Source organism: Achromobacter marplatensis (assembly GCF_049060505.1).
Classification (GTDB): Bacteria; Pseudomonadota; Gammaproteobacteria; order Burkholderiales; family Burkholderiaceae_B; genus Achromobacter; species Achromobacter marplatensis_A.
In genome coordinates this window covers 135,940-162,680 of the sequence record NZ_JBMGRB010000005.1, presented here as the reverse complement: position 1 = coordinate 162,680, position 26,741 = coordinate 135,940, and the positions used below count along the sequence as shown (strand labels likewise).

Annotated in this window: 22 protein-coding genes; 13 read left to right on the top strand and 9 right to left on the bottom strand. The window is 63.3% G+C overall.

Translation table 11 applies throughout. From position 1 onward, the window contains the following. The first annotated feature begins 16 nt into the window (after nt 1-16). Nucleotides 17-1,147, top strand: a complete 1,131-nt coding sequence (locus tag ACI0FO_RS14465; protein ID WP_416027641.1) for a hypothetical protein — start codon at nt 17-19, stop codon at nt 1,145-1,147. Between the two features lie 218 nt (nt 1,148-1,365). Here the strand turns inward: ACI0FO_RS14465 and ACI0FO_RS14460 are convergent, their stop codons facing one another. Continuing rightward, on the bottom strand, nt 1,366-1,770 hold the full coding sequence (locus ACI0FO_RS14460; RefSeq protein ID WP_416028097.1) for a winged helix-turn-helix transcriptional regulator: 405 nt from the start codon (nt 1,768-1,770) through the stop codon (nt 1,366-1,368). Between the two features lie 93 nt (nt 1,771-1,863). Between ACI0FO_RS14460 and ACI0FO_RS14455 the strand changes: the two genes are divergently transcribed. From ACI0FO_RS14455 to ACI0FO_RS14440, 4 genes are all read left to right on the top strand, one after another. Continuing rightward, complete coding sequence (locus ACI0FO_RS14455) at nt 1,864-2,817, top strand: aromatic alcohol reductase (RefSeq protein WP_416027639.1); 954 nt, start codon at nt 1,864-1,866, stop codon at nt 2,815-2,817. A gap of 283 nt (nt 2,818-3,100) precedes the next feature. Further along, complete coding sequence (locus ACI0FO_RS14450; RefSeq protein WP_416027637.1) at nt 3,101-3,271, top strand: hypothetical protein; 171 nt, start codon at nt 3,101-3,103, stop codon at nt 3,269-3,271. A 384-nt stretch (nt 3,272-3,655) separates the two neighbouring features. Continuing rightward, nucleotides 3,656-4,765, top strand: coding sequence for a hypothetical protein (locus tag ACI0FO_RS14445; RefSeq protein WP_416027635.1), 1,110 nt, complete (start codon nt 3,656-3,658; stop codon nt 4,763-4,765). Between the two features lie 88 nt (nt 4,766-4,853). Continuing rightward, entirely contained in the window at nt 4,854-5,321 is a 468-nt protein-coding gene (locus tag ACI0FO_RS14440; RefSeq protein ID WP_416027633.1) for a MarR family winged helix-turn-helix transcriptional regulator, read from the top strand. 63 nt (nt 5,322-5,384) lie between these two features. Here ACI0FO_RS14440 and ACI0FO_RS14435 read toward each other — a convergent pair whose 3' ends face one another. The 4 genes from ACI0FO_RS14435 to ACI0FO_RS14420 all read right to left on the bottom strand — a co-directional run bounded on the left by ACI0FO_RS14435 (nt 5,385) and on the right by ACI0FO_RS14420 (nt 11,524). Next, the gene (locus tag ACI0FO_RS14435; RefSeq protein WP_416027629.1) at nt 5,385-6,701 is read right to left on the bottom strand and encodes an MFS transporter; all 1,317 of its coding nucleotides are present in this window, start codon (nt 6,699-6,701) and stop codon (nt 5,385-5,387) included. A 62-nt stretch (nt 6,702-6,763) separates the two neighbouring features. Next, a complete protein-coding gene (locus ACI0FO_RS14430) occupies nt 6,764-9,736 on the bottom strand; it encodes a c-type cytochrome (RefSeq protein WP_416027627.1) in 2,973 nt (990 codons plus the stop codon). Beyond that, the gene (locus ACI0FO_RS14425) at nt 9,733-10,254 is read right to left on the bottom strand and encodes a (2Fe-2S)-binding protein (RefSeq protein WP_416027625.1); all 522 of its coding nucleotides are present in this window, start codon (nt 10,252-10,254) and stop codon (nt 9,733-9,735) included. Before ACI0FO_RS14425 ends, ACI0FO_RS14430 begins: the two co-directional genes overlap by 4 nt. A 112-nt stretch (nt 10,255-10,366) precedes the next feature. Beyond that, nucleotides 10,367-11,524 (bottom strand): FAD-dependent monooxygenase, encoded by a 1,158-nt coding sequence (locus ACI0FO_RS14420; RefSeq protein ID WP_416027623.1) that lies wholly within the window; start codon nt 11,522-11,524, stop codon nt 10,367-10,369. Nucleotides 11,525-11,844: 320 nt separating this feature from the next. Here ACI0FO_RS14420 and ACI0FO_RS14415 point away from each other — a divergent pair, with 320 nt between their 5' ends. The 5 genes from ACI0FO_RS14415 to ACI0FO_RS14395 are packed head-to-tail and all read left to right on the top strand — an operon-like array spanning nt 11,845 to nt 17,597. Then, complete coding sequence (locus tag ACI0FO_RS14415; protein ID WP_416027621.1) at nt 11,845-12,621, top strand: maleate cis-trans isomerase family protein; 777 nt, start codon at nt 11,845-11,847, stop codon at nt 12,619-12,621. Further along, nucleotides 12,618-13,454 (top strand): alpha/beta fold hydrolase, encoded by an 837-nt coding sequence (locus tag ACI0FO_RS14410; protein ID WP_416027619.1) that lies wholly within the window; start codon nt 12,618-12,620, stop codon nt 13,452-13,454. The genes ACI0FO_RS14415 and ACI0FO_RS14410 overlap by 4 nt, the downstream gene beginning before the upstream one ends. Nucleotides 13,455-13,499: 45 nt before the next feature. Then, complete coding sequence (locus ACI0FO_RS14405) at nt 13,500-14,573, top strand: 2,5-dihydroxypyridine 5,6-dioxygenase (protein WP_416027617.1); 1,074 nt, start codon at nt 13,500-13,502, stop codon at nt 14,571-14,573. Beyond that, entirely contained in the window at nt 14,570-15,247 is a 678-nt protein-coding gene (locus tag ACI0FO_RS14400) for an isochorismatase family protein (protein ID WP_416027615.1), read from the top strand. Before ACI0FO_RS14405 ends, ACI0FO_RS14400 begins: the two co-directional genes overlap by 4 nt. Before the next feature lie 52 nt (nt 15,248-15,299). Further along, nucleotides 15,300-17,597, top strand: a complete 2,298-nt coding sequence (locus tag ACI0FO_RS14395; RefSeq protein ID WP_416027613.1) for a xanthine dehydrogenase family protein molybdopterin-binding subunit — start codon at nt 15,300-15,302, stop codon at nt 17,595-17,597. On the opposite strand, the gene ACI0FO_RS14390 is transcribed toward ACI0FO_RS14395, so the two are convergent. Genes ACI0FO_RS14390 through ACI0FO_RS14380 form a run of 3 tightly spaced genes read right to left on the bottom strand, consistent with a single transcriptional unit; the run spans nt 17,594 to nt 20,755 of the window. Then, nucleotides 17,594-18,139, bottom strand: coding sequence for a GAF domain-containing protein (locus tag ACI0FO_RS14390; protein ID WP_416027611.1), 546 nt, complete (start codon nt 18,137-18,139; stop codon nt 17,594-17,596). The genes ACI0FO_RS14395 and ACI0FO_RS14390 overlap by 4 nt on opposite strands. Then, nucleotides 18,136-19,491, bottom strand: coding sequence for an MFS transporter (locus ACI0FO_RS14385; protein WP_416027609.1), 1,356 nt, complete (start codon nt 19,489-19,491; stop codon nt 18,136-18,138). Before ACI0FO_RS14385 ends, ACI0FO_RS14390 begins: the two co-directional genes overlap by 4 nt. Nucleotides 19,492-19,525: 34 nt before the next feature. After that, entirely contained in the window at nt 19,526-20,755 is a 1,230-nt protein-coding gene (locus ACI0FO_RS14380) for a metal-dependent hydrolase family protein (protein ID WP_416027607.1), read from the bottom strand. A gap of 234 nt (nt 20,756-20,989) precedes the next feature. On the opposite strand from ACI0FO_RS14380, the gene ACI0FO_RS14375 reads away from it, so the two are divergent. Further along, nucleotides 20,990-21,970: a LysR substrate-binding domain-containing protein gene (locus ACI0FO_RS14375; protein ID WP_416027605.1), complete on the top strand. Its 981-nt coding sequence runs from the start codon at nt 20,990-20,992 to the stop codon at nt 21,968-21,970. A 56-nt stretch (nt 21,971-22,026) separates the two neighbouring features. Here ACI0FO_RS14375 and ACI0FO_RS14370 read toward each other — a convergent pair whose 3' ends face one another. Then, nucleotides 22,027-23,163, bottom strand: coding sequence for an FUSC family protein (locus ACI0FO_RS14370; protein ID WP_416027603.1), 1,137 nt, complete (start codon nt 23,161-23,163; stop codon nt 22,027-22,029). Nucleotides 23,164-23,327: 164 nt separating this feature from the next. On the opposite strand from ACI0FO_RS14370, the gene ACI0FO_RS14365 reads away from it, so the two are divergent. Both ACI0FO_RS14365 and ACI0FO_RS14360 read left to right on the top strand, forming a co-directional pair. After that, on the top strand, nt 23,328-24,344 hold the full coding sequence (locus tag ACI0FO_RS14365) for an amino acid ABC transporter substrate-binding protein (protein WP_416027601.1): 1,017 nt from the start codon (nt 23,328-23,330) through the stop codon (nt 24,342-24,344). A gap of 175 nt (nt 24,345-24,519) precedes the next feature. After that, entirely contained in the window at nt 24,520-26,655 is a 2,136-nt protein-coding gene (locus tag ACI0FO_RS14360) for an ATP-dependent helicase (protein ID WP_416027599.1), read from the top strand. Nucleotides 26,656-26,741: the final 86 nt, after the last annotated feature.

The window sequence follows — 26,741 nt, the reverse complement described above, 5'->3', positions numbered from 1 at the left end:
TCTCATATCGACATTTATGAATATCTCACCCTCCAGTTCCCAGAATCCAGCCATTCGCACCGCTGATCCCGTCACGGAAGAGGACAGGCTAAAGCAGAAAACGCTCGAAAATCTGGTAATCGTTAAGAAAATTATGCATGAGCTTGCCCACCAAGATCCGATGATGTGGGAGACAAGCCAAACAGTAAGCAAAGACTGGAAGCGGCAGGTCAATAACGTCGATAGGCCAACACGTTTACGCATCGACCTGCAGGATTTGGCGAACTATACAAATTCGGGCAGAAAGCAACTGGAGCTATTTGTGCCCCACACCGGTTGGGGTACGCAGACGGGCGCCAGCCCATTGCTACAGCTGCCGCCAGGCCTGACCTCGCTAACGCTGCATTATCAGGACGCGACCGGACCCTCGAGCCAGGCGACCATGCTGGAATCTATCGTGACGCAATGCCCTGGCCTGATCGAATTGGTGATCTGTGGCCCACGGCACGGATCCGCTCTGGAAAATACCAGCAAATCACTTGACTGCCTGCAGCAGTTAACGCGTCTTAAAAGCCTGGCCTTAGGGAACGTTGCTCGCGATACAGACCGTCTCCCCGCTCTTCCTCAATTGAAGGAGTTAGCGCTGTATTCGAATCAAAGCCTGATCGAGGGAGCGCTCGTAGAGAGTATTTCGAGACAGGTCAACCTCGAGGCACTGGTACTCAAAGCGGAGCAGCTTGATCTTACGCTGCTGGGGACCAACTTGAACGCCCTCACCAACCTGACGCGGTTGATGCTGGGCACCGACATCCTCGGAAGCGAGGAAAACCCCGAGCAGCGCATCTCCGATCTTCCTGCATTGCCAAATCTTGAGAGATTCAGTTTGTTCGTCATGAACACCTTCGCCTTGAACTATTCCCAGGACGATCTCACCGCCATTCCGAACAAGTTCCCACAGTTGTCGCGTCTCCATACACAGGCGCTGTGGGAACCAGAGCATTTTGAACAGTGGTTCATGAATGACCTTCGGACCTTGACAGCAGCAATGCCCGAGCTGCGGGTGCGAGACGAGGCAACGGCTTACCTGGCGGGAAATCCTGCGCGCCTGGCCCAATACAAAAGGGAAATCCTGAACAGCGAAATTCCGACCATGTATAAAAATTGGTAGCCGTCCAAAGACCGTTGGCGACATGCGATGCTGACGCCCCAGTCCCCGCCCACGATCACCGCATTCTTCGGCTGGTTCGCTCTGGACCAAAGCGACCAGAGCGTCGATCACATCTATCGTCGTGAAGGCAGCCACGTTCGACGGACTTTGCCACGGCGCTGTCTTTACCATGGGGCCTGCCAACGACAATCCCGCTTGCCCAGTTCGCCACGGGCTCGTTATTTGGGCTGCGCGTTGTCGAAATTTTGCCGCGCTTCTCGAAAGCGGTCGGCATTCTCGACGATCCAGGTCCACAGCGGCACCATACGAACGAGCAGCTCCATGCCCGTGTCTGAAAGCTCGTACTCGACCCTGGGCGGCACCTCTCCGAAGTCATGACGATGCACCAGGCCGTCACGCTCAAGCTGTCGCAAGGTAAGCGTCAGCATGCGTTGGGTAACCCCGTGCATGCGTCTGCCGATCTCGGCATGACGCAGCCTGCCATACACGCCAAGCGTATGGACGACGCCGAGAGACCAGCGGCTTCCGGCATGCGCAAGCACCTCTCGCCGCAGCCCATCGTCATCATCTCTCAGGCCATCGCACACGGTCTGCGAGTATCGGAGAATTTCGTCTCGGTCCAACATATCCAGCTCCCAGTATCACGCGTGTGCCTTCTTACCGACACGTGCAAGCATTGCTAGACTGCCGCAACGCAATCTTCAGTGGTCTACACCATGAACCAAACCGGCCTTAACGCTACGTCCAAGAACATCCTGGTACTCGGTGCCGGTGAACTCGGTCTTCCCGTGCTACGCAACCTTGCGCGCAAAGCCAAGACCGTAGATGGGGAAAAGATCAGCGTGCTGCTGCGCGCAAGTGCCGTCGAATCCAGCGAGCCTGGCAAGCGAAATGATATCGCGGAGATCCGTGATCTTGGGATCGAGATTGTCGTAGGCGATCTTGTGAAGCACTCCGTCGATGAGCTGGCCGTCGTATTCGCGCGGTACGACACGGTAATCGGTTGTGCAGGCTATGCAGCGGGAATCAACACGCCGATGAAGTTGGCGCGGGCTGCCTTGCAGGCGCGCATCCCGCGGTACTTTCCTTGGCAATTCGGCGTCGATTTTGACGTGATCGGTCGCGGCAGCCCGCAGGACATCTTCGACGCACAGTTGGACGTGCGTGAACTTCTGCGCAGTCAGCAGCAGACTGAGTGGGTCATCATTTCGACCGGCATGTTCATGAGCTACCTGTTCGAGCCGGAGTTCGGTGTCGTTGACCTGCAACACGACGCAGTCCATGCCCTGGGCAGCCTCGACACTGCTGTGACGCTGACGACGCCCGACGATATCGGCGCGCTGACTGCCGAAATTGTGTTCGCCAAGCCTCGTATCCGAAACGAGATCGTGTATCTGGCTGGCGACACCGTGACTTACGGAGAGGTCGCCGACAAGTTGCAAGCGGGCCTTGGCCGGCCCTTCAGGCGTTCGGAGTGGAGCGTGCAGTATTTGATGGATGACCTGGCGCGCGACCCACAGAACATGATGCGTAAATATCGTGCTGCCTTTGCACAAGGCCGAGGCGTTGCATGGGATAAGCGCGGGACGTTCAATCAACGCCAAGGGATTCCGGTCACCGACGTGGCGTCCTGGATCAACGCCAATCTTGGATCGAACCGTACCGAGTAATCACAGAGCCCGCGTCACAGAGCCCGCGTCCGGGCACACCTCGTCGGCGGCGGCAGCTGGATGTTCGGCAACTTGCGCAAGTCAGATAAGACGTGCATATCGAACAATTCAACAATTTGTATGGCGCTTGACGGTAAAATTTGATTATCTATCGGAAGTCTGGCGCTAACCCCTTGATGAAGACATGGGGAAAGCCTTCCGGTCCTGTCCAGGGATCGGGCTGGTGCTTTTCGTGCCCCGCCGGCTGTCGCTCGTGCGTCTTTGCCTGGCCCACGCGTAGTTAATGAAGCTGCTGACGCAGCATTTTGAGGAAATGATGAATTTTTGGGTCCCTGTAGTCTTCGGTACGTTCAAGCTCCTCGTGTTGGGCACGGGTATGTTTTTCGCCATTAAGTCTCACTACGATGGAGAAAAAAAGGATAAGGAAAAGGCGAAGGAGATGAAAGCACCGTAGTAAAGACCTCGTTGCTATTCGGATCGTCCGCCGGTGTCTCCTTTGGGCCGGCAGCCGCTGTCAAGCACGCCACCCGCGCACAGCTTCGCCCTGCGTCCCCATGCAAACACCATAAAGCACCAAAATCTCCGGCCGCAGGCATACCGGATTCTCGGTAGACATGCTCGGCGTAGTGTCAGGTACAGTTCCAGTAACGCAATATTGCGCTAGCCAAAAAGACATTCCGCGCCCCGCGAGATGACGACAAAAACCTACCGGCACTACCTCTTCGGCATCATCCTCTCGATCGCGTTGGCGGGTTGGCTTGCCGCGCTTGGCATCATCGCGGTGGCTACCCCGAACTTGGGCTGGGGCATTGTGGCCGTGATCACGGCGGCGATCTGGGTGGGCGTGCCGCTGGCGATCCTGCTGGCGATCACCTGGATTGCTTATATGGTGCGCGACCGGGGGCAAATGCCGGGACGCGTGCATGCGCTGCTCTTTGCGCCTACGCTGCTGGCGTTGATGATCTACCCGGTCAGTGACTCGATCGAACGGGGCAAGTACGACACGTTCAGCGCGGCCCATCCTCCCATCGGCGAGACGCACGTCAATCTAAGCGGCAACGATCTGTGGCTTGATACCAAGCCCTATGCCAGCACCGCTTCAGGCGCCGGCCCGAATATGCCGCTTGCGGCCAGCAAGCCGGAGCGGTTCGCGGCTTTTATCCGCTATCCCAGCCCCAAGACCGAAGCCAGCGGGTCGGAAACTTCACCCGCGTTTCCGTACAGCGGCGCCCGCTTGAACGATAAGGTCCAGCAGTACACCTATCGTCTTGCGTCGGGCGACGCGGGCGCTTCGCTGCCGTTGAAGCGCCTTGCGTACCCGGATCTGAAGCCGCTCTTTGCCGCTCTTGGAAAAAATGAAGCGGCGATGCTTCGATATTTCTATTACCACTATCCCGATCACGTAGAAGTTGCGCCCGCGCTGCAACGCCTGGCCGGGATGACGGAGCAACGGCTCGACGACAAGACGCAGAAAGGGCTTGTCCTTTTCAAGACACAGAACTACGCGCCGCATGGCATTGCACGGCTGGAGATCAATGGGCAAACGCTGGATATCGGCGAGCAGGCGCTTACACCGGTTGTGCCGCTTCCCGCATCGTGCCACGACTACCCGTACCCGGCGGGCGGGGCTTTCGCCGACCTTAGCCAACCGTTGACGCTGCGCTGGCAAACGCTGGACGCCCCGCAGGTTTGGCATACGGCCACGTTGCAGGTCCCCGCATTCCGCCAGCCGGAAAGCATGGATGGCGAATCGACGTTGATGCGTGTCCAGCTTTATTTCCTGCCGGACGGCTCCGTCGAGGGCGAGCGTTTTGTGGAAGTGCGGAAGTCGCGGGATCAGTTGGCGATTCGCGCAACGGGCCTGCCGACGCGCGCGGCTGCCTATGCCGGCTGCGGCGGCGCCTTCAGCGCGTTCAATCCGCAAACGGTGAAACTGCTGGCGGATTGACTTTCGGTGCAAACCGAACCCGCTGGCGCTCAAACCGTGTACCGTTGATAAAAGTCATGATATTCACCGCAGTACTTCAGATAGGCTTATGCGCACTATGAAAGGCAAGTCCTCGTCCAACAAGGATGGCTATTTGTTTTCTGATCAGATAGGTCACCTGCTGCGGCGTGTCTATCAGCGGCATACCGCGCTATTTCAGCAGTACATACCGGATTCGCAACTTACCGCCGCCCAATTCGTGGTGCTGTGTTCGGTGCGGGACAATGGCGCGAGCTCGCTGGCGGATCTGGTCAAGGCAACGGTTATCGATCAGGCAACCGTGCGCGGCGTGGTTGACCGGTTGAAGCAGCGCGAACTGGTCCAGGTGGACCACGACCCCGTCGACCGCCGCAAAGTCGTTATCAATCTGACGCGGATCGGGCGAGAGCTGGTTGCTCAGATGGAACCGTTTGCCAAGCAGATTACCGAAAGCACCTACGGCAACCTGAACCCCGCCGAGCGTGTGGCGCTGGATTTTCTGCTGACCAAAATGCTGAACGGCGACGAGCAGGCATAAAGCCTGTTCGTCGCCGTCAGTCAATCAGCCTGGCAGTCAGCCAGGCGATCATTCAAGCCCCGATCATTCCAGCGCGCGGTTGCGTGATTCCACGTCGACAGACCAGATGGAGATCGCGCCCGCCACCAACATGCTGGACAGCACGACCAGCGACAGCGTGAAGTGGCTGCTCATGATGGGCGCGATGATGGCCGGCGCAAAGAGCCCGCCAAAACGCGCTACGGCACCCGCCATGCCCATGCCGCTTGCGCGCAGGTCGGTCGGGTAGACCTCGGGCGTGAACGCGTACAAGGCGCCCCACGTGCCCAGCAACGAGAAGCTCATCAACAAGGTAGAGCCGATGACCACGGCAGGCGACGTTCCCAGGCTGTACAGCATGCACCCCACGGCGCTCAGGATCAGGAACCCGACCAGCGTGGGTTTGCGGCCCCAGCGTTCCACCCCATAGGCCGACAACGCGAAGCCGGGCAATTGCACCAATGCCAGCAGCACCAGGAATTCCTGGCCGCGCATGAAGGCGAAGCCTTCGGTGCTGAGCTTGACGGGCAGATAGACGAAGACGCCGTAATACGCGATGGAGATCAGCGCCCATGCCAGGAAGAGCCCGATGCTGCGGCGCCGGTAGCTGGCCGAGAACAGGGCGAACATGGACTTGTGCCCGGCCGTTTCGGGTTGCAGATGGGGCACGTCAACGTCGCGGCGGTTGACGCGGGCCACGCGTTCCAGCACCTTGCGCGCCTGATCCGATTTGCCGTTGCGATTCAGGAACATCGGCGACTCGGGAATATAGAAGCGCAGCACCACGCCGATCAGGGCGGGCAGCCCCGTCACGAAGAAAATCACGCGCCATGCGTCGTCGCCCCATGAGGCCGCGGCCAGCGCCAACAGCGCCAGGAAAATGGTGCCGACGGCCCAGAAAGATTCCAGCAGCACCAGCCAGCGTCCGCGCCGGTCGCTGGGCAGGAATTCGGCCATCATCGTGTAGTCCACCGGCAGCGTGCCGCCCACGCCGATACCGGTCAGGAAGCGCAGGAACAGCAACCACGTGAATTCCGGCGCGAAGGCCGAGGCCACGCCGGCGCAGGCGTCGATGACCACGGCGATCATCAGGACCGGACGCCGGCCGATGCGGTCTGCCATGCGGCCGAACACGAATGCGCCGATCAACATGCCGATGAAGAAGAACGTGCCGCTCTGCAATGCCTGCGGCACGGTGATGCCGAAAGTCTTGGCGATCGACGGCGCGCTGAAGCCGATCGACAGCACCTGCATGGCGTCGGCCAGCCAGACCAGGCCGAATATCACGAAGAGCCGGTACTGGAACTTGCCGACACCCGCCACCTGGATGGCTTTGTCCACTGAAACCAATGAAGCTGACATAGATGAAAAACCCCTTGTTGTGATCAACACAAACTGCTGCACGCGTTGTGGCCGCGCTTCCTTTAGTTCAGCTCCGCGTGCTCGCGCAGCCTGCTAATCGTGTCCGTCGAATCTGGCCAGGCGTCCTTGCCTGGCGCATGGCGTTCCCGCAAATAGCCGACCAAATCCGCGATCTGCCTGTCGTCCAGCGCGTCCTTGAATCCCGGCATGTAGCCCAGCTCGTCGTTGGCGGGCGTCTGAATGCCGTTGAGGATCACCTGGATCAGGTTGTCGGGCGTCGCGGCATGCAAATTGGTGTTTGCGCTTAACAGGGGCTTCACCCCGAACAGCGTGGGGCCGCTACCGGCTTCATGGCAGACCGCGCAGGCATTCTGATAGACGCGTTCGCCGTTCGCACGGCGGCCCTGCAGGGACTGGATCGTGGCGGCGGCCGGCGCGGGTTGCGCAGCCTGCATCGGCGCGGACGAGTCCGGCTTGGCGACGGCAGCGCCCGCCGCCTGCGGCAGATCCAGCAAGTACGTGGTGATGGCCTTGATGTCGCTGTCGGGCAATTCCGCCAGGCCGTGGATCACTGGCGCCATCGGGCCCGCCGCGACGCCGTGGCGCGGCGAATAGCCCGTGCGCAGGTACTGGAACAGTTCGTCGCCCGTCCAGGCGCGGGCGCCCGTGGCCAGTTGGTTCAGCGCGGGTGCGGTCCAGCCTTCGGCCTCGCCACCCGCCAGGTAGTTCACACCCGTCTTTTCCGCGCCCAGGCGGTTGCGGGGCGAGTGGCATGCCGCGCAATGGCCAGCGCCCTGCACCAGATACGCGCCACGCAGCCATTCCGCGCTGCGCGACGGATCCGGCGCGAACGGCTTGGCATCATGGAACAAGGCATTCCAGCCCGCCAGCAGCGGACGGAAATTGAAGGGGAACGCCAACTGCGTCTTGGGTGGTTCAGCACGCACCGCGGGCTGCGACATGAGATAACCGTACAGCGCCTGCATGTCCGCGTCGCTTAGCTTGGCGTAAGCCGTGTATGGAAACGCGGGGTACAGTTGCCGCCCGTCCTGATGCACGCCTTGACGCATGGCGCGTTCGAATGCGGGGTACGACCAACGGCCGATGCCGGTGTCGTTGTCGGGCGTGATGTTGGTGGTGTAGATGGTGCCGAATGGCGTATCCAAGGCCAGGCCGCCGGCGTTGGTCTTGCCGCCGGGCGCGGTGTGGCACGCGATGCAATCGCCCGCCGCCGCCACCAGGCGTCCGCGCTCGATCGCGCCCACGGAATACAGCGATACGTCCGGCCCAGCCGTCAGCGGCAGCGCGGGCTTCATCGGCCACAGCGCAACGGCCATTCCGGCCACGCCTGCCATCCCGGCTGCCAGCCAGCCCCAGCCCCGCGCCAACGCATTGCGCGGCCGCGCGCGGCGGCTACCGGCTAGCGCCAGCCGCAGTTGCTCGGGGTCAAACGGAGCATGCCGCAGGCGCACGCCCGTTGCGTCGTGGATGGCGTTGGCGATGGCAGCCGCCGCAGGCAGCGTCACGACGCCGTCCACGCCCAGCTGCCCTTGCGTCAGCACGCCGTCGTCGGCAAGATCACTTCGAGCCAAGCCTTTTTTACCTTCATGCTTGCTTAGCGCGCGACCGGATTCGGCTGCCGCATTCGCCGCCGGACTGATCCAGTCATCAAACGCCGGCGGCCCGGCCAGGAGCCGGCGCGCGCTGGCCAGCAGCCGTGGCGTCTGATGCTCGATTTCTGGCAAGAAGGGCGCAATCTGCGCGGGCTGCAGCGGCTGACTGTCGTGCCCGGCCACTACCCGCGTGACGTCGACCCGGCCGGTCTGAGGCTGCACCGTCACTTCGGCCACCCAGGCGCTCCAGACCATGCGGTCAGCGCCGGTGTCGTCTACGCACTGCACTTGCGCAGCGGCGAATCCGGTGCCCCGCAAGGTGCCGATTTCCGGCACACCTTCGCCGGCCGCGGCAGAGAAATCCGCCCGCTCCACCACTTGGCGCGCCAGCGCCAGCCCTTGCCCTTCAGGCAGGTGCCGCAGCCGCCACGCCACGGGGTCTTCACCACGGGCCACGGCCTGTTCGTGCCACTGGCTTTCCTCGGCAAATACCTGCGCCGCATTCAATTCGGCCACGCTGGCGCGTAGCGGACGGGACGACTGCTTGCTTGCCTGTACGGCAACGTCACTGCGCACCGTCGCTTGCGCCAAGGCGTGAGCATGCCCGGGCTGGCTCAAGAGCCGCGCCACGCTGGGGCGCATCGCCCAGGGCGCGTCCGACCACAACACCGTGGGCGGCGCTTGATCGTTGCCGGCATCGGGCACGGACGTCGTGGCGTCCAGGGCCCCTTCCGACATCACCGCCGATTGCCGCGCGTGCAGCACCAGTTCATCCGCCGTTCCGGCATGGCAGGCCACGCAGACCGGCCGGCCCGCCGCCTGCGAAAGCAGCGCTGCGTCGGCCGCCGCATCCAGCAGGTCCAGGGGATGCGGCGCACCTTGCCACGCTGCGGCCGTGTCGCCGGCATCCATGACCGTCAACTGTATCGCCGCTTCGGGTTGCTGCAGCAAGGCGGATAGCTCGCGCCGCAATTGTTGTTGAACGTCTTGCGCGCAGGCCGGCACCCACACGGCGGTATGCCCGTTCACGCTCCAGACGGTGACCCGCCCGCCAGCATTGGATTCGCCCGCAGGCAGCCGAAAACCGTAGCGAAGCGCATCCGCGTCGGGCGCTGGCGGGCGCGGCGCCGGGTTCGTCCCCGGGGCTTGCCAGACAGGAGCCAACCCCACCGCCGCTTGCCGGGCATACAGCGAGGTCACCGCCACGACGCCCGCGAAATGTTCGTGCTGCACCGTCGCGACCACGCCCGCCAGGGTGCGAACCTCTGCCAGACGCACGCTAAGCAACCGGCTGCCGCGATAGCGCGTGCCGTCCCAGGTCAGCTCGGGGGGCCGCAGGGCAATGCCGTGCAACGGGTCGGTGGGCAATGCGGGCGGCTGGCCGGTGTGTGCCGACAAGGCTGCAAAAGCGTTCGCGCTCATCGTGGCAGATCTTCCGCAGCGCCCGCCGCGCGCAATTGCACGGCCCGCAGCGCCGCCTGCATGATTTCCACATGCGTGCCGCACCGGCAAAGATTGTGTTGCAGTTCGCTGCGCAGGGCTTGTTCCGTAGGGCAGGGATCTCGGCGCAGCAGGGCCTCCACCGTCATGATCATGCCGTTCAGGCAATACCCGCACTGCGCCGCCTGGCAGTCGATGAACGCCTGCTGGGTCGGCCCGGGTTGCTGCCGCGTGCCCAGGCCCTCCAGGGTGGTCACCGCCCTTGCCTGCGCCGCTCTGACCGGGATCACGCAGGACCGCGCCGCCACGCCATCGATCAGCACCGTGCAGGCGCCGCATTCGCCCAGGCCGCAGCCGTACTTGGGGCCGTTCAGTTCCAGGTCATTGCGCAGCACATGCAGCAACGCCGTATCGGGCGCCGCCGGCACGTCATGTGCGCATCCGTTGACCGTCAAGCGGATGGAAGGCGAGACGTTGCTTGGAGTGACTGAGGATCCCATGGGCGTAACGCGTGGCTGCTGTGTGAAAGGGTGAAAGGTTGCCGCTACGCGGGCCGGGGAGCAAGCCCCTTCTCTTCCCGGGGCAGGTTTCTGGCCAGCGCGACGGAGAACATCACGCCGCGGCCCGCGACTTGGCGTCCACCAACGGCTCGCTGAACACGTCGTAGCCAAAACACCACGAGGGGTCCTCGTTGGTGCGCAGCCACGTATTGTCGTGAGAAATACGCTGCACCTTGCTGGCGCGTTCGGCGCGGTTGGCCTCATACAACGCGAACGCCAGTTCATGGCTGTGCACGCCCACTTCCTTGAAGCATCGCGCCAACATCGCGCCGTCTTCAATGGCCATGGCCGCGCCCTGCGCCATGTGCGGCTTCATCGGATGGCAGGCGTCACCCAGCAGCACCAGGCGCCCGCGGCTCCACAGCGGCAGCGGATCGCGCTCCAGCAGCGACCACTTGGTCACTTCCACCGTGGCGTCGATCAGCGCCTGCACCGTGGGATGCCAGCCGTTGAAGGCCTCGCGCATTTCGTCCTTGCTGCTGGGCAGCCAGCGGTCGTTCAGGTCCCAGTGCTCGACCGGCACGCCGGTAACGTAATAGAGCTCGTCGGCCTTGCCGGTAACGAAGTAGGTCATCATGTGGCGGTCGTCGCTCCACCACTTCACGCAGGCGTCGAAGGGCAGCATTCCGGCCTTGACCTGCGGCGTGGGGAACACGGCGCGGTGCGCCAGATAGCCTGCGTACTTGGGCAGTTCCGGCCCCAGCAGTTCTTCGCGGATGCGGGAGTTCACGCCGTCGGCGCCGATCACGATGTCGGCCTCTTCCGAGGTGCCGTCGGCAAAGTGCATCACCACCACATTGCCCCGATCCTCTACCTGGGTCAGCGACTTGCCGTAGGCAACGGCGCTTTTCGGCAAGGCGTCGATCAGCAAGGCATGGAAGTCGCCGCGATGCACGGTGAGATACGACGCCCCGTAGTGCTTGACGGCGTAGTCGCCCAGCGGAATCTGCGCCAGGATGTCGCCCGTTTGCCAATGGCGGCTGTACCAGTAGTCCGGGTGGGAGCCTTGGGCGTTCAGCGCATCTTCCACGCCGATCCGGCGCAGAATTTTCATGACGTTGGGGCCCACATGGATGCCGGCACCCAGCCGCGAAAAGCCCGGCGCCTGCTCGTAGACGCGGACATTCAGTCCTTCTTTGAGCAACAGCGCCGCGGTTGCGGCGCCGCCAAGACCGGCGCCAACGATGGCGATACGGGGGGATGTGGACACGGGGCTTCTCCTTGCTGAATGGTGAATGACGGGATGAGTGAATGCTTGAACACGTTGCGGGCCAGCTCGCGGCGGCGCCGGCGCATGACCATGAAATTTGAAAAATTATGAAGTACACACTTCATTTTTAGATATCAAATTTTTCAATCCACGCGTAAACCCGAAGACAGATCACCAAAATAGTGCATGTTTTTCACCGTATTAGGTGAAAACCACTACGAAAACCAGGTTGGCTATCTGCCTCGCTCTTTGCAAGAATAGAGCGTATACGCTTCTTTTGAATTTATCGGAAACCCTAGGCTCTCCCTTCAAGGCACCCCATGACGAAGAATTTTCGAATCGGCCAGATCGTCCCCAGTTCCAACACCACCATGGAAACCGAAGTCCCCGCGATGCTGCAGGCGCATTCGTCGCTTCGGCCCGAGAACCGCTTCACGTTCCATTCCAGCCGGATGCGCATGAAAAAGGTGCAAAAGGAAGAACTGGCAGCGATGGACGCCGAAAGCGACCGCTGCGCGCTGGAGCTCAGCGACGCGCGGGTCGACGTACTGGGTTACGCCTGCCTGGTGGCCATCATGGCCATGGGCCGGGGCTATCACCGCGTCTCGCAGAAACGCCTGTCCGAGCGCACCGCCGAGAACGGCGCGTCGGCGCCCGTGATCACCAGCGCCGGCGCCCTGGTCGACGCGTTGCACGTCATGGGTGCGAAGAAGATTGCGCTGGTGGCGCCCTACATGGTGCCGCTGACCGAACTGGTCATGGACTACATCGCCGCCGAAGGCTTCCAGATCGTGGACTGGCGCGCGTTGGAAATTCCCGACAACCTTGAGGTGGGCCGCCACGACCCCGCCCGCCTGCCCGGCATCGTTGCCGGCATGAACGTCGCCGACGCCGATGTGATCGTGCTGTCCGCCTGCGTGCAGATGCCGTCGCTAGCGGCCGTTTCGCAAGTCGAAGCCGAAACGGGCAAGCCCGTGCTGACCGCCTCCATCGCCACCACCTACGCGATCCTGAAAGAGCTGGGCCTGGACCCGGTGGTGCCGGGCGCCGGCGCCCTGCTCTCGGGCGCATATCCCTATTCCAGGAACGCGCAATGACCCCCGCAACCAGCACCTACCTCTACGGCGGCCACGTCCACGCGAACGGCATCCGCCAGCACTATCTTCGCTATGGCGGCAACGCGGGCGAACGCGCCGAACGCCTGTCCGTCATCATCATCCCCGGCATCACCAGCCCCGCCGTGACGTGGGGCTTCGTGGCCGAACACCTGGGCCGGCACTTCGACACCTATGTGCTGGACGTGCGCGGCCGCGGGTTGTCGGCATCCGGCCCGGGCCTGGACTACGGGCTGGACGCGCAAGCCGCCGACGTGACGGCCTTCGCCCAGGCGTTGGGCCTGGCGCAGTACGCGCTGGTCGGCCACTCCATGGGCGGGCGCATCGCCGTCCGCGCCGCCGGCCAGGCCCCGCAGGGCCTGGCGCGCCTGGTGATCGTCGACCCGCCGGTATCCGGCCCGGGCCGCCGCGCCTATCCCGCCAACCTGGCCTGGTACGTGGACTCCATCCGCCAAGCCACCCAAGGCATGACCGCCGAAGACATGCGCGCGTTCTGCCCCACCTGGACGGACGCGCAACGCCAACTGCGCGCCCAGTGGCTGCACACCTGCCACGAACCCGCGATTGTGCAGAGCTTCGAAGATTTCGGGCGTGACGACATTCATGCCGACTTGCCCGGCATCGCCGTGCCCCTGCTGCTGATGACGGCGGAGAAGGGCGGCGTCGTCGGCGACGACGACGTGGCCGAATGGCAAAGCCTGGCGCCGCAGACCCAGCATGTGCGGGTGCCCGGCGCCGGCCACATGATTCCCTGGGACAACGAAGCCGGGTTCTACGCCGCCTTCGGCGACTTCCTGGGCCACCCGCTGGACTGAACCGCCGCCCATCCCTTCCCTCTGCCGCCTTCCCAAGGAAATCCCATGTCCGTCAGCGATATCGACCTGATCCACGCCTGGAAGCAGGTGCTTGCGCTCTCCCGGCTTGAAGCCGGCCAGATCGTCACCGTGCTTACCGGCGCCGACACGCACCCACAAACCCTGCGCTGCGCCATCGCCGCCGCGACCGACATGGGCGCCCGCGTCAACCGGCTGGATCTGCCGCCCGTCAATGCCGACAAGTCCATCAGCCGCGACGCCCTGGCCTACTTGGGCACCACGCCGCTGACGGGCAATCCGGCGGCCATCGCGGCGCTGACGGCCAGCGACCTGGTGCTGGACCTGATGACGCTACTTTTTTCGCCGGAGCAACACGAAATCCTGCAAACCGGCACCAAGATTCTGCTGGCAATCGAACCGCCCGAAGTGCTGTGCCGGCTGGTTCCCACCGAGGCGGACCGTATTCGCGTGCAGGCCGCCGCGCGCCGCATCGAGTCCTCGCGCCAGATGCGCATCACGTCCGCGGCCGGCACCGATTTGCGCTGCCAATTGGGCGACTTTCCCGCGATCTCTGAATACGGGTTCGTGGACCAGCCCGGCCGCTGGGACCACTGGCCCAGCGGCTTCGTGCTGACGTGGCCCAACGAAGGCCAAAGCGAAGGGCGCGTGGTGCTGGACCGCGGGGACATCCTGCTGCCCATGAAAGACTACGTGACCGATCCCATCGAACTCGTCATCGAAAAGGGCTACGTCACCCGCATCAATGGCGGATTGCAGGCCGACATCCTGAAGGAATACATGGCGGCCTACGAAGACCCGGAAGCCTACGCCGTGTCCCATATCGGCTGGGGCCTGCAACCGCGCGCCCAGTGGTCCATGCTGGCCCACTACAACAAGGAAGCCCACATCGGCATGGATGCCCGCGCCTTCGAGGGCAACTTCCTCTGGTCCATGGGCCCCAACAATGAAGCCGGCGGCAGCCGCACTACCGCCTGCCACATCGATATCCCGATGCGCCATTGCAGCGTCGCGCTGGACGATCAGCCGGTTGTCATCCACGGCGTCGTGCAGGACGAACCTGGGCTGGCCCGTGCCGCCCGCCGGAAGGAAAGCAAATGACACTCGCTGCCCAGACCATTCCCACCCAAGGCGCCGCCGGCGACATCTCTGCGTATTCGCGGCAAGGCTTCGGCACCCCGTTGCCATTGAAAGCCCCGTTCGGGCTGCTTATCGTCGACTTCGTCAACGGCTTTGCCGACCCCGCCGTGCTGGGTGGCGGCAACATCCCTGAAGCTATCGCGCAAACGCGCCATCTGTTGACCCACGCCCGCGCGCGCGGCTGGCCGGTGGCGCATAGCCGCATCGTGTTCTCGGACGACGATGCCGACAGCAACATCTTCTGCCTGAAAGTGCCCGCTATGCTGGCCCTGAAAGAACATAGCCACAACAGCGCCATCGTGCCGGAACTGGCCCCCGCCGCCGGTGAATACGTGGTGCGCAAGAGCACGCCGTCCGCCTTCTTTGGCACCATGCTGGCGCCATGGCTGGCGCAGCGCGGGGTGCAGACCCTGGTGGTCGCCGGGTGCGTCACCAGCGGTTGCGTGCGGGCCAGCGTGGTGGACGCGATGCAGGCAGGTTTTCGGCCGTTGGTCGTGGCCGACTGCTGCGGCGACCGTGCCTTGGCTCCGCACAACGCCAATCTGTTCGACATGGCGCAGAAGTACGCCGCCGTCATGCCGCTGGACCAGGCCATCTCCGATACGGACGCCATGACGCCACCCCGGGCCGCCTGACGCCCGGTAATGGCGGCATAATTCTCTCTCTGGTCCCGACGCCCTCCGCCCGATGAACCTGCCTCAGCCTCACGTACTGGTCGGCACGCTGCTTGCGCACCCCGACGCCTTGCTGATCGTGCGCGAGCCCTCGGCCCCGCCCCGGCCGGCGCCGGGCCAACCCGGCACCGCCTCGGATTACGTGCAGGCGAGCCCCGAGATATTCATCGCGGTGCTGGGCGGCGATGACTTGCCCGCCGACGGCGCCGAGCCCGGCTGGCGCGTGCTGGCCTTCAATGGCCACGTGGACCTGGGCACCGGCATCAAGACGTCCCTGGCCCAGATCGTCGCCGAAGAACTGGATATCCCGATGTCGCGCCTGGACATGGTGCTGGGACACACCAACGCCGCCCCCAACCAGGGGCCCACGATTGCCAGCGCCAGCATCCAGATAGCGGCGGTTCCCCTGCGCCGCGCCGCTGCGCAGGCGCGCGAGCATCTGCTGGCCAGGGCGGCGCGGCAATGGGACTTGCCGCGCGATGCGCTGCACGTGCGCGACGGCGTGATCCGCCCGGCAGACAGCAGCGACCCGCGCCAATTGCACTACGGGCAACTGGCGCGCGGCCAGCACACGCGGCTGATGCTGGCCGCGCCCGATCAGGCGGTGCGCCTTAAACCCATGGAAGACTACCGAATCGTCGGGCAAGGCGTCGCCCGCGTGGACATTCCTGCCAAGGCCACCGGCGAACTCAGCTTCGTGCACGATGTGCGCGTGCCGGGCATGCGCCACGGCCGCGTCGTCCGTCCGCCCCACCCGGGGCGCGACGCCGGCGACTTCATCGGCCATTGCCTGATCGACCTGGACCGGGAATCCGTGGCCCACCTGCCCGGCAACGTGCAGGTCGTGGCGCAGGGGGATTTCATCGGCGTCGTGGCGGATCGCGAAGAACAGGCCATTGCCGCGATGCGCGCGCTGAAAGTCCGCTGGAAGCCCATTCCCCCCGCGCCCCGACTGGATAACCTTTCCGATGCCATCCGCGCCCAACCCGCGCGCGCCCGGCCGCTGATCGAAGACGGCGACGTCGATACCGCGTCAGCAGGCGCCGCCACGCATCTGCGCCGCAGCTACGTCTGGCCCTACCAGATGCACGCCTCCATCGGCCCCTCGTGCGCCGTCGCGGACTTCCGCGATGGCCGCCTGACCGTCTGGACGGGGTCGCAAAACCCGCACATGTTGCGCACCGACCTGGACCGCCTGCTGAAACTGGGTGAAGGCCAGATAGACCTTGTGCGGCTGGAAGCGGCGGGGTGCTACGGCCGCAACTGCGCCGACGACGTCTGCGCCGACGCGGCGCTGCTGTCCATCGCGGTCGGCGCGCCGGTCCGCGTGCAGCTCACCCGCGAACAGGAGCACCAGTGGGAACCCAAGGGCACGGGCCAATTGATGGACGTCGCTGCCGCCATCGACGCGCACGGCGACCTGTTGGCCTACGACTTTGCCGTGCGCTACCCATCCAACGACGCGCCCATCCTGGCGCTGTTGTTGACCGGCGTAATCCCGGCCGACCCACGCACGCTGGAAATGGGCGACCGCACGGCGGCCCCGCCGTACCGCTACCCGAACCGGCGCGTGGTCTGCCACGACATGGCGCCGCTGGTGCGCGCATCGTGGCTGCGCGGCGTGTCGGCACTGCCCAATTCGTTCGCGCATGAATGCATGATTGATGAACTGGCGCATGCCGCCGGCGCTGACCCCGTCAACTACCGCGTGCGCCATCTGGACGATACCCGCGCCATCGCGCTGATCCAGGCCACGGCCGAGCGCGCGCAATGGCATCCGCTCACACCAGGCAGCCGCGGCACGCCCGGGCCCGACGGCCAATTGCGCGGCCGGGGCGTCGCCTATGCGCGCTACGTGCACAGCAAGTTTCCAGGGTTCGGCGCCGCCTGGGCCGCCTGGGTCATCGACCTGCGGGTGGACGCCGCCACCGGCCGCATTCACGTCGAACGCATCGTCGTCGGCCAAGATACCGGCATGGTCGTGAACCCGGACGGCGTGCGCCACCAGATCCACGGCAACGTCAATCAGACGCTAAGCCGCAGCCTGCTGGAAAAGGTCGATTTTGACGCCGCCGGCGTGGCCAGCCGTGAATGGGGCGGTTACCCCATCATCGGCTTCAAGGACCTGCCGCCCATTGACGTTCTGTTGATGCCGCGCCAGGACGAACCGCCCATGGGCGCGGGCGAGTCGGCTTCGGTGCCCGGCCCCGCCGCCATCGCCAACGCACTCTTCGATGCCACCGGGCGACGCTTCTATGAAGCGCCCTTCACACCCGACGTGGTACGCGCCGTGCTGGCCGCGCCCGCTTAGACGCTATCCAGCTGGGCGCGGTCTACCTGCGCCGCGGCCGACTGCGCAGCCCGCATTTCGTCAAGGAAGACTGGCGCGCACAGGCCGGCAATGACCGCCGCCAGGTCTTGATCGGCCTGGTCATAGGCATGACGGCCGGCCAACAGGTTCAGCGAGCCGATCACCCGGCCTTCGTGGTGCACCGGGATGTTCAACGCCGATTGCAAGCCCCGGTCGATCAGCATCGGCGCTTCGGAAAACACCGCGCGCACATCGTCTTCGTTGCTGGCCACATACAAGCGTCCCTGCTCCAGCACGTGGCGCGACCAAGGGCCATTTCCCGTCGCCTTGAAGCCGCCCAACGGACTGGTGCTTTCATCAGACGTGTACAAGCGCTTCATCAGGCGATGCGCTTCCAGATACAGCAGCGCGGTGAAGAGCCGATGCCCGAAGGCCGCCTCCAACAGCTCGGACACCACGCCCCACTGCGCCGCGCGACTGTCTGCCAGCCCCAAGGCGCGCGCATACCCGGCCCAGGGCGCGAACACGGATGCCGCCGTCATGCGTTGATCTCCTCAAGCACTACGCCGCGCGTGTTCTTGCCGAAGAACAAGATGCCCAGGCCGCCGACAAGCAGAATCGCCGTCATCATCGCGAATACCCCGGCAAAGCCCAACACCGGATACGCCACGCCCACGATGGTCGGAGAGGCAATCGAACCGATCCGCGCAAAGGCCGACGCCGCGCCCATGCCAGTTGCCCGGATGGAGGTGGGGTAGATTTCGGCGGTGTAGGTGTACTGACCCGCGATCACGCCGTTCATGCCGAAGGACAGCAGCATGCTCAGCATGATGATCTGGTGCTCGCCGCTGGCCAGCGCCAGCCCCAGCGCCGACAGGCACGACAACAGCATGTAGATCAGGATGGTGTACTTGCGGCCAATCCTGTCGTTGAAATACGCGGCCGAGAAATAGCCCGGAATCTGCGACAGGTAGATCAGGATGGTGTACGAGAAACTCTTGGTGATCGTGAACCCGCGCTCGACCAACAGGCTGGGAATCCACACCAGGAAGGCGTAGTAGCAGAACAGCACGGTGATCCAGAACACCCACACCAGCACGGTCGTGCCCAGGTAGGTCTTCGAGAACAAGGACGCCAGTTTGTCCATCGCGCTTTGCGGATTTTCGGCGGCGGTGGCGGCACGGCGCGTCGCGATGGGCGTGGGCAGCGGACGGCCCAGCTTCTGCTGCACTTCGGCTTCGATGGCCGAGCAGATGCGGTCGGCTTCGGCGGTCTGGCCCGTGTGTTCAAGCCAGCGCGGCGATTCAAACAGCGACTTGCGCCACCACAGCAAAAACACGACGGGTACCGACGCGATGATCATGATCCAGCGCCAGCCATCATCGCTCAAGGGCACGATGAAATAGCCCAGCAGGGCCGACAGCACGAACCCGAATGAGAAAAAGCCAGCCAGCGCGCCCGTGAAGCGGCCACGGTACTTGCTGCTGACGAACTCCGCCAGATACGGCGCGATGATGGCGCCTTCCGCCCCCATGCCGATGCCGGCGATCATGCGCAGGATGTAGAACTCGTGGTAGTTGCGCGCAAACGCGTTGATGAACGTGGCGACGCAGAACAGCATCAACGCCCACATCATGATTTTCTTGCGGCCGTAGCGGTCACCCAGGATGCCGGAGAACAGCGCGCCCACCAGAAAGCCCACGTAGGTGCTGCTGGCGATCCAGCCGATCTGGCCGGTGGATAAGCCCCACTGCGTGCGCAACGAGGGGATGATGAAGGCGATGATGCCGGCGTCCAGCGCTTCAAACGCAAGCCCCAGGCCGCCGATCAACAGCAACCTGAAATGGAAGCTGGAAAACGGTAGCCGCTCCAGGCGGTCCGATACGGAATACATGGTGAAGATTTCCGGGAGTAAGGGTGAAAGAACGTCAGCAGGCGTTCTTGTGCAACAAGCCGCGGTTCATGATGAGCTTGATGGAATCGGGCTGCGTCAACAGGGCGATGTCGTCGAGCGGGTTGCCGTCGACCAGCAGCAGGTCGGCGTGTGCGCCTTCGCGGACTTCGCCCAGCAGGCCTTCCTGGTTCAGGATTTCGGCGCCGATCAACGTCGCTTGCTGGATCACCTTGGCGTTGCCCAGCACGCGGGCGCGCAAAGGCAGCTCGTCGGCTTGCATGTAGTGGGTTTCGCCCAGCAGGTCGCTGCCGTAGCCCATCTTCACGCCGACTTCATCCAGGATTTCCAGCGCCTTCAAGCCCTGCGTGCGCACGGTGGCGATTTTCTTGACCGAGTCCGCCGGCAGGCCATAGCGCTCGCCGTCATTGGCCAGGCCTTCGTAGGTGATCAGCGTGGGCACCATGTAGGCGCCGTGCGCCTTCATTACCTCGGCTGCCTCGCGGTCAACCAGGTTGCCGTGTTCGATGGTGCGAACGCCGCAGCGCACGGCACGCGTGATGGCGCGCGGCGTGTAGGCATGCGCCATCACATAGGTGTTGGCATTGCTGGCTTCTTCAACAATGGCGAGCAATTCGGATTCGGAAAAGCCCAGGTTCTGGATCGGGTCGTTCGGCGACGCCACGCCGCCCGACGCCATGACCTTGATCTGCGTGGCGCCTTTCAGGATTTCTTCGCGCACGGCCAGGCGGCAGTTGTCAACGCCGTCAACCACGCGGCCGATGTTTCCGATCTTGACCGAGCACGGGCACGGGTCCAGTTCGTCGTTACGCGGCCGGAAGTCGCCATGGCCGCCCGTCTGCGACAAGGCCTTGCCCGAGCAGAACAGGCGCGGGCCATCGACCACGCCATCCAGCACGGCTTGCGCCAAGGCCCAATCCGCCCCGCCGGCATCGCGCACCGACGTGAAGCCCCGGTCCAGCATGCCTTGCATGATGGGCAGCGCGCGCAGCAGCGCCAGCGCATTCGGCAGCGCCGCCACGCGGCCCAGGTTGAACGACGATGCCACCACGTGCACGTGGCAGTCAATCATGCCCGGCATCAAGGTCATGCCCTTGGCGTCAACCACGTCGGCGTCGGACCCCGTCAGGTCGTCGGCGCTGATGCGGGAGATCATTCCGTCTTCGATCAATACGTTGACCGCGTCTTCGAGGACCAACGATCGGGTATTCAAGATCTTGCAATTCTTAACAACAACCGGCTTCATAAATAAATCACGCTATCTGTTCAACATGCAGGAAATTCAGCATGGCGAACTCTACCGGTACAATCCAAACGTCCGATACCGGGTCTCCCCTTAGGCGTTCGACACAAAATTGAACAGCCTTATGCGCTTTACTCATACCCCCCTTTGCGGGGTTCACGCCCACACGGCTTCATATCCGTATTTCGTATCCGCATTCCCCAACCCGCCACGCGTAGCCGGATTCCGCACACCACCATGAGACGTCGCTGCCCCACCCTGTCTGAGCTGAACGCGTTCACCGCAGCGGCACGCCATCTGTCGTTCTCCAAGGCGGGCAAGGAACTGTTCGTGACGCAAAGTGCGATCAGCCGGCATATCGCAACGCTGGAAAGCTATCTGGGCCACGCGCTGTTCATCCGCGCCACCAATGGCTTGCAGCTGACGCGCATGGGCGCCACGTATCTCAGCCTGATCCGGCCCGCGCTGCACACGCTGGAAAGCGCCACGTCGCAGATCATGGCCACGCAGCAGTCAGCCAAGTCGTTGAACGTATCGGCGGCGCCCACCTTCGCCGCGCAGTGGTTGTTTCCCCGGCTGAAGACGTTTCGCGCCTTCAATCCCGATATCTCGGTCAACTTCGTGCGCTACAGCGTGGCGGATTACAAAAGCACTGAACTGGATTTCGACGCATCCATTCAGTATGGCTATGGGGATTGGCACGATGGCGATGCCAAGTACCTGACCGGGCGTGAAACCCGCCTGGTGTGTTCGCGCGATTATCTGGAACAGCATCCCATCAACAGCCTGGAAGATATCAAGCAGTGCACGCTGCTACAGCACATCGAGATTCCGCTGTCTTGGGAATACTGGTTCTCGACGTATATCGGCGATTATGACCGCGCGCGTTTTGGCCCCGGGTTCAATCTGTTTTCAATGATTATCCAGGCGGCCTCGTCCGGCTTTGGCGTAGCCTTGATGCCGCATTGCCTGATCGAAAAGGAACTGGCCACGGGGCAGCTGGTCGACGTGTTTAACCGGACGTTTGAAAGCCCGCTGGGTTATTACCTGTGCGCGCCGAATTGGCGCAGCAACATGGAAAGCTATGACCGCCTGAGCCAATGGCTGTCGCATGAATGTTTGCATCGGGCGGCCGTGGAAGGGGCCACGGTGCCCGCCACCGCGCCGGATGCCGATTGCCCCTATTGCGTGGCGGGGCTGGCGGCCGCAGGCGGATAAGCGCAACGGAAAGATAAGCGCAACGAGCGGCATCCGCACGCCCCGAGCCAACGCAATCAGTTCACCCGGTTCGGCAACACCGCACGCATCCACCGGCTTAAGCGGGGCCGGATACGCTGGTTATGCAACAACACCGCGCCCAGCACCCCGATGAACGCGCCAATGACCGTGTCCACAAACCGCGCTTCAATGACGTCGGCGGGATAGCCCTGGCCCAGATGCGGCGCTTCGGCCAGGAATATGGTCAGCGGCGTTATCAGCGCCACTGCGCTGGCATAGTGCCTGACCACCAGCGTTTCAATACCGAACGACAGCGCCATCATCACCAGGGCAAGCGTCCACACATTCAATGGCAGGCTCAATAACGCCCACGCCACGCACAACCCCACCGCCGTTCCCAGTATCCGATGCAGTTGCCGGTTCCACGCGGCCCACAGGCTTGCGCCCTGGATAATCGCCAGGCAACTGACCGGCACCCAATACGGGCGTGGCAGCTGCAGTAATTCCGCTACCAGCAAGGAAATGCCGACGAACAGGCCGATGATGACCGAGTCGTACACGACAAAATCAAACGTGGGTTTGGGCGGCGCAGCTTCGGGTGGCGGCGGCGCCACGCGCGTCATGTGCAGGCAGTAGGCGAAGGCCACCAGGCAGGCCACCAAGCATCCCAAGGCGACCATGCCGACGCGCAGAGGCACATCTTCGATATGCCCGGGCGTATACGCGGCAATGGCGGTGGCCATGATGAAGAACAGGCTGCCTGGCGGCCCCAGCCGATAGCAGCGGCACACCATGTTCACCAAAATGGCGATGACGGTCAGCGCGGCAATCATGGCGGTCGGCCACAACTGCGTCAGCGCGCCGACGGCGTAGCAGGCGACCATGCCGAACGATGCGGCCAGCAACATCATCATCCGTTGGGCAAGTGAAGTATTGGGCAGGCTGAGAAACACCATGCCGCCCAGGCTGGACATCAGGCCATAGTCCATGCGGCCAAAATACGCGCCCACCATCAACGGCAGGCCGGAAGACAAGGCCGCCGCCAACGGCATTTCCCAACGCCGGTCGCTGGCATTGACGCGGGTCAGTTCGCGCCACGTGCCTTGCACTTGCTGTTTGACGAAGCCACGCCCCGGGCGGCGCCGAGGCTGGCCGCCGTCGCCAGCGTCTTCCGGAGGATCTTTCTGATTCATTTATCGCCCTTGTGTTGGCCCGCCAAGAATTATCCCGCGTAAATTCCGCCCAGTGGATTTAACGGGAATTCCCTGATATTCCCGCCCAGACGGCGTGGCTACCATTCCGCGCACCTCGGCCCGCGGCCGACAGAATACCAATGCGCCCATCGCGCGGAGACACCATGAAAGCACTCAAACACGTTGCGGCAGGCACCGCCTTATTTCTTTCGTCCTGGGCCGCCACGGCCGGCGTGACTTTCGACAGCGTCAAGAACAAGGGCTTTGTCCAGTGCGGCGTCTCAACCGGCGTGGCCGGCTTTTCGGTCAATGACAGCAAGGGCGGCTGGATCGGCCTGGACGTCGACCTGTGCCGCGCGCTGGCCATCACCATGTTTGGCGACCCCGCCAAATCCAAGATCATGGCCGTCAGCGCCGTGCAGCGTTTCACCGCGCTGCAATCCGGCGAAGTGGACGTGCTGCCGCGCAACACGACCCTGTCGCTGACCCGCGACACGACCCTGGGCCTGATCGGCGTCGGCGTCAATTACTACGACAGCCAGGGCATCATGGTGAACAAGTCCCTGAACGTGAAGAGCGCCAAGGAACTGGACGGCGCGACCGTGTGCGTGCAGCCCGGCACGACGACCGAACTGAATCTGTCCGACTGGTTCCGTTCGCAGAACATCGTCTTCAAGCCGGTGGTGGTGGAACGCCTGGACGAGATCATCCGCGCCTTCGCGGTGGGACGCTGCGACGCGTTCACCGGCGACAAGTCGCAGTTGGCCGCCGCCCGCACCAACCTCGAGAACCCGGAAAAATACGACATCCTGCCCGAGAACTTCTCGAAGGAACCGCTGGGCCCCATGGTCCGCCAAGGCGACGAACAATGGTTCAACGTGGTCCGCTGGACGATGTTCGCCATGCTTGAGGCCGAGGAATATGGCATCACGTCGAAGAACGTGGACGAGATGCTGAAAAGCACCAACCCCAACGTGCAGCGCCTGTTGGGCGTGACCCCGGGCATGGGCAAGAACCTGGGCGTGGATGACAAGTGGGCCTACAACATCATCAAGCACATCGGCAACTACGGCGAGAGCTTCGAAAAGAACCTGGGCCCCAGTAGCCCGCTGAAGCTGTCGCGCGGCTTGAATGCGTCGTACCGTGATGGCGGGCTGATGTACGGCTGGCCGATGCGCTAAGCGCCGCCTTAGCGGGTGATACGGGGTCCCTGTAATGGGGCCTGAACGGCCGGCGGCCGCCCTGTGCGACCGCCGGCCGTCTGCATTGGTCGAGCGCATTTTGGGAATCGTTACACTGGCGTCTGACCCCAGCGACATTCCTCAGCGACTTCCTGCTCGCGCCTTCACCGCCCCGATGACGACAACCTCCCCTTCGACCCAGTTCCTCCCTGCCGGATTCGTTCCCACCGAGGAACAGAAAAAGATCCAGGCCTCGCGGAACCGGACCAGTCTGGTGGTCGCCAACGCGGGGGCCGCCAAGACGACGACCCTGGCCCTGCGCATCGGTGAGGCGCTTGCCAGGGGCTTGCCGCCTGAAGACATCCTTGGGCTGACGTTCACCGACGAAGCCCGGCAGGTTCTGCAAGCGCGTCTGGTGGAAGTCGGCATCGCCTACAACACCGCCAAGCGCATCAACGTCCAAACCGTTGAAGATTTTGCACGGCGCGTGCTGTCCGGCGTCGAGGACGGCAAGCCGGAACCCCTGCCGTCCACGCGAGAACAGCAGGACTATGCGCTGTCCGTGTTGGAGAACGTGGCGCGCAACCACCCGCAGTACACCGACCTGCTGGATATCCGCACGCACAACACGGCGGTCAGCCAGTTCCTGGACAACCTGCTGAAGCTGAAAGCCACGATGACGCTTGCGCCGGATGGCGGCGACGATCCCGTCTACGCGGCAGAAACCCTTAGGCTGCCACTGACGGACTACCTGTGGGCCGTCGAATATGAGAAGCAGCGCGTCGATGTATTCGGCTATGTCGACGCGCGCGGCTTTTTCGACGCGACCTATGATCTGGCCTGCCTGCTGCGGTCAAATCCGGATTCGCGTCTGGACCTGCCCCGCTACAAGCTCGTGGTCTGCGACGAATTGCACGACATGAACGAAGCCTCGTTCTGCATTGTCGAAGCGCTGGTCAGCCTTGACACCACTTACTTCGTCGGAGTGGGCGACAAGGACCAGGTCATTTATTCGCATCTGGGCGCGGACGAAGCATTTCTGCAGCATCGCATCGCGGCCAGTTTTACGGACTGCGCCCATTTTCCGTTGACGATGACGTACCGCCATGGCCCCCATCTGGCCTACGCCATGGAAGCCTTCAAGCTGAAGCCCGTCGACTCGAACCTGCCTGTCCGCACGGATATCCACGAACGAACCTACACCAACGCGCCCGGCGCCTGCGGCGCCGAAGTCGTCAAGGCCGTGCTGCAGTGGAAACAAGACGGCCAGGCGCTGGATCAGTGCTGCATCCTGTTCCGCGACGCCCATCAGTCGATAGAAATAGAAAACGCACTGATGAACGCCGGCGTGCAATATCGCACGCTGACCATGAATAGTTACCTGCTGCGCGAAGAGATTCTGTTCTTGCGCGGCATGGTCGCCATCGCGCTCGACGACTTCCATCACGTCGCGTCTCCCAAAACGCGCGAGGCCATCGTGGAAGCGCTTGCCACGTTCGCGGAAGTCCCGCTGGAACCCGACGAGCTCCGCGAAGCCAAAACCACGCTGGCGAAAGAACCTTCTGCGCTAAAGCACTTCTTCGACGGCCAGATCCAGCGCGTAGGCAGCGTGTCGGCCCGCACACGCATCGCGGACGCTGTGTCGTACCTGCGCGGCCTGTCTGCCGATTCCCTTGCCCACCCCGCGCTGGAGCAAGTCTGCAACATCATGGACATGGATAAATTGGCCAAGCGCCTGTACATCCATCCCTATGAAGCGTCGGTTGTCACCAAGTCGGTCAGCGGATTCATCACCACGGCGCGCGATTCCGGAAAGACGTTGAATCAGTTCTCGGAATGGATCGGCGCCGCAGAAGCGTTTGCCGGTGGACGACCAGGGAAAAACGCGGTCTTGATGGACTGCATCGTGAACGTGAAAGGCAAGGAATTCCCACACGTCGTCCTGCCGTTCCTGGACGCGGGAGAGTTCCCGAATCCGCTGCGGGAATTGGGGGAAGAAGAGAATCTGTTTTATGTGGCGGCAACACGGACGAAAACGCGGCTGACGCTGGTCTCGTCGGAGGACCCGGCGCGGCGTAGCGCGTTTGTAGACCGGATGCAGCTGGCGGCAATTCAGAAACGGGCGGATACGGCGTTACGTCGAAACATGGCCGCGCCCACGCAGGCGGTGGGACACCGGGATCTTCGAGTCGCTTATGAGAATAAGGACGTGGTGAAGGCGCTGGGGGCACAGTGGGATAAGACCAGGAAGGTTTGGTATGTGCCTGGCGGGATGGATTTGGAACCGTTTCGGAACTGGTTGGCGGATTAAGCAGGAAAGCCGGACGGCCGGGCCATTTATCCGACGCCGGCCATCCATGGCATACCGTTTCTTTTTGCAACACAACGGATTCTCCC

Bases quoted from the DNA above. Each gene is read 5' to 3' on its own strand.
- ACI0FO_RS14465 (WP_416027641.1), top strand. From the start codon at position 17: ATGAATATCTCACCCTCCAGTTCCCAGAATCCAGCCATTCGCACCGCT.
- ACI0FO_RS14455 (WP_416027639.1), top strand. From the start codon at position 1,864: ATGAACCAAACCGGCCTTAACGCTACGTCCAAGAACATCCTGGTACTC.
- ACI0FO_RS14450 (WP_416027637.1), top strand. From the start codon at position 3,101: ATGAAGCTGCTGACGCAGCATTTTGAGGAAATGATGAATTTTTGGGTC.
- ACI0FO_RS14440 (WP_416027633.1), top strand. From the start codon at position 4,854: ATGCGCACTATGAAAGGCAAGTCCTCGTCCAACAAGGATGGCTATTTG.
- ACI0FO_RS14435 (WP_416027629.1), bottom strand. From the start codon at position 6,701: ATGTCAGCTTCATTGGTTTCAGTGGACAAAGCCATCCAGGTGGCGGGT.
- ACI0FO_RS14430 (WP_416027627.1), bottom strand. From the start codon at position 9,736: ATGAGCGCGAACGCTTTTGCAGCCTTGTCGGCACACACCGGCCAGCCG.
- ACI0FO_RS14425 (WP_416027625.1), bottom strand. From the start codon at position 10,254: ATGGGATCCTCAGTCACTCCAAGCAACGTCTCGCCTTCCATCCGCTTG.
- ACI0FO_RS14415 (WP_416027621.1), top strand. From the start codon at position 11,845: ATGACGAAGAATTTTCGAATCGGCCAGATCGTCCCCAGTTCCAACACC.
- ACI0FO_RS14410 (WP_416027619.1), top strand. From the start codon at position 12,618: ATGACCCCCGCAACCAGCACCTACCTCTACGGCGGCCACGTCCACGCG.
- ACI0FO_RS14405 (WP_416027617.1), top strand. From the start codon at position 13,500: ATGTCCGTCAGCGATATCGACCTGATCCACGCCTGGAAGCAGGTGCTT.
- ACI0FO_RS14400 (WP_416027615.1), top strand. From the start codon at position 14,570: ATGACACTCGCTGCCCAGACCATTCCCACCCAAGGCGCCGCCGGCGAC.
- ACI0FO_RS14395 (WP_416027613.1), top strand. From the start codon at position 15,300: ATGAACCTGCCTCAGCCTCACGTACTGGTCGGCACGCTGCTTGCGCAC.
- ACI0FO_RS14390 (WP_416027611.1), bottom strand. From the start codon at position 18,139: ATGACGGCGGCATCCGTGTTCGCGCCCTGGGCCGGGTATGCGCGCGCC.
- ACI0FO_RS14385 (WP_416027609.1), bottom strand. From the start codon at position 19,491: ATGTATTCCGTATCGGACCGCCTGGAGCGGCTACCGTTTTCCAGCTTC.
- ACI0FO_RS14380 (WP_416027607.1), bottom strand. From the start codon at position 20,755: ATGAAGCCGGTTGTTGTTAAGAATTGCAAGATCTTGAATACCCGATCG.
- ACI0FO_RS14375 (WP_416027605.1), top strand. From the start codon at position 20,990: ATGAGACGTCGCTGCCCCACCCTGTCTGAGCTGAACGCGTTCACCGCA.
- ACI0FO_RS14370 (WP_416027603.1), bottom strand. From the start codon at position 23,163: ATGAATCAGAAAGATCCTCCGGAAGACGCTGGCGACGGCGGCCAGCCT.
- ACI0FO_RS14365 (WP_416027601.1), top strand. From the start codon at position 23,328: ATGAAAGCACTCAAACACGTTGCGGCAGGCACCGCCTTATTTCTTTCG.
- ACI0FO_RS14360 (WP_416027599.1), top strand. From the start codon at position 24,520: ATGACGACAACCTCCCCTTCGACCCAGTTCCTCCCTGCCGGATTCGTT.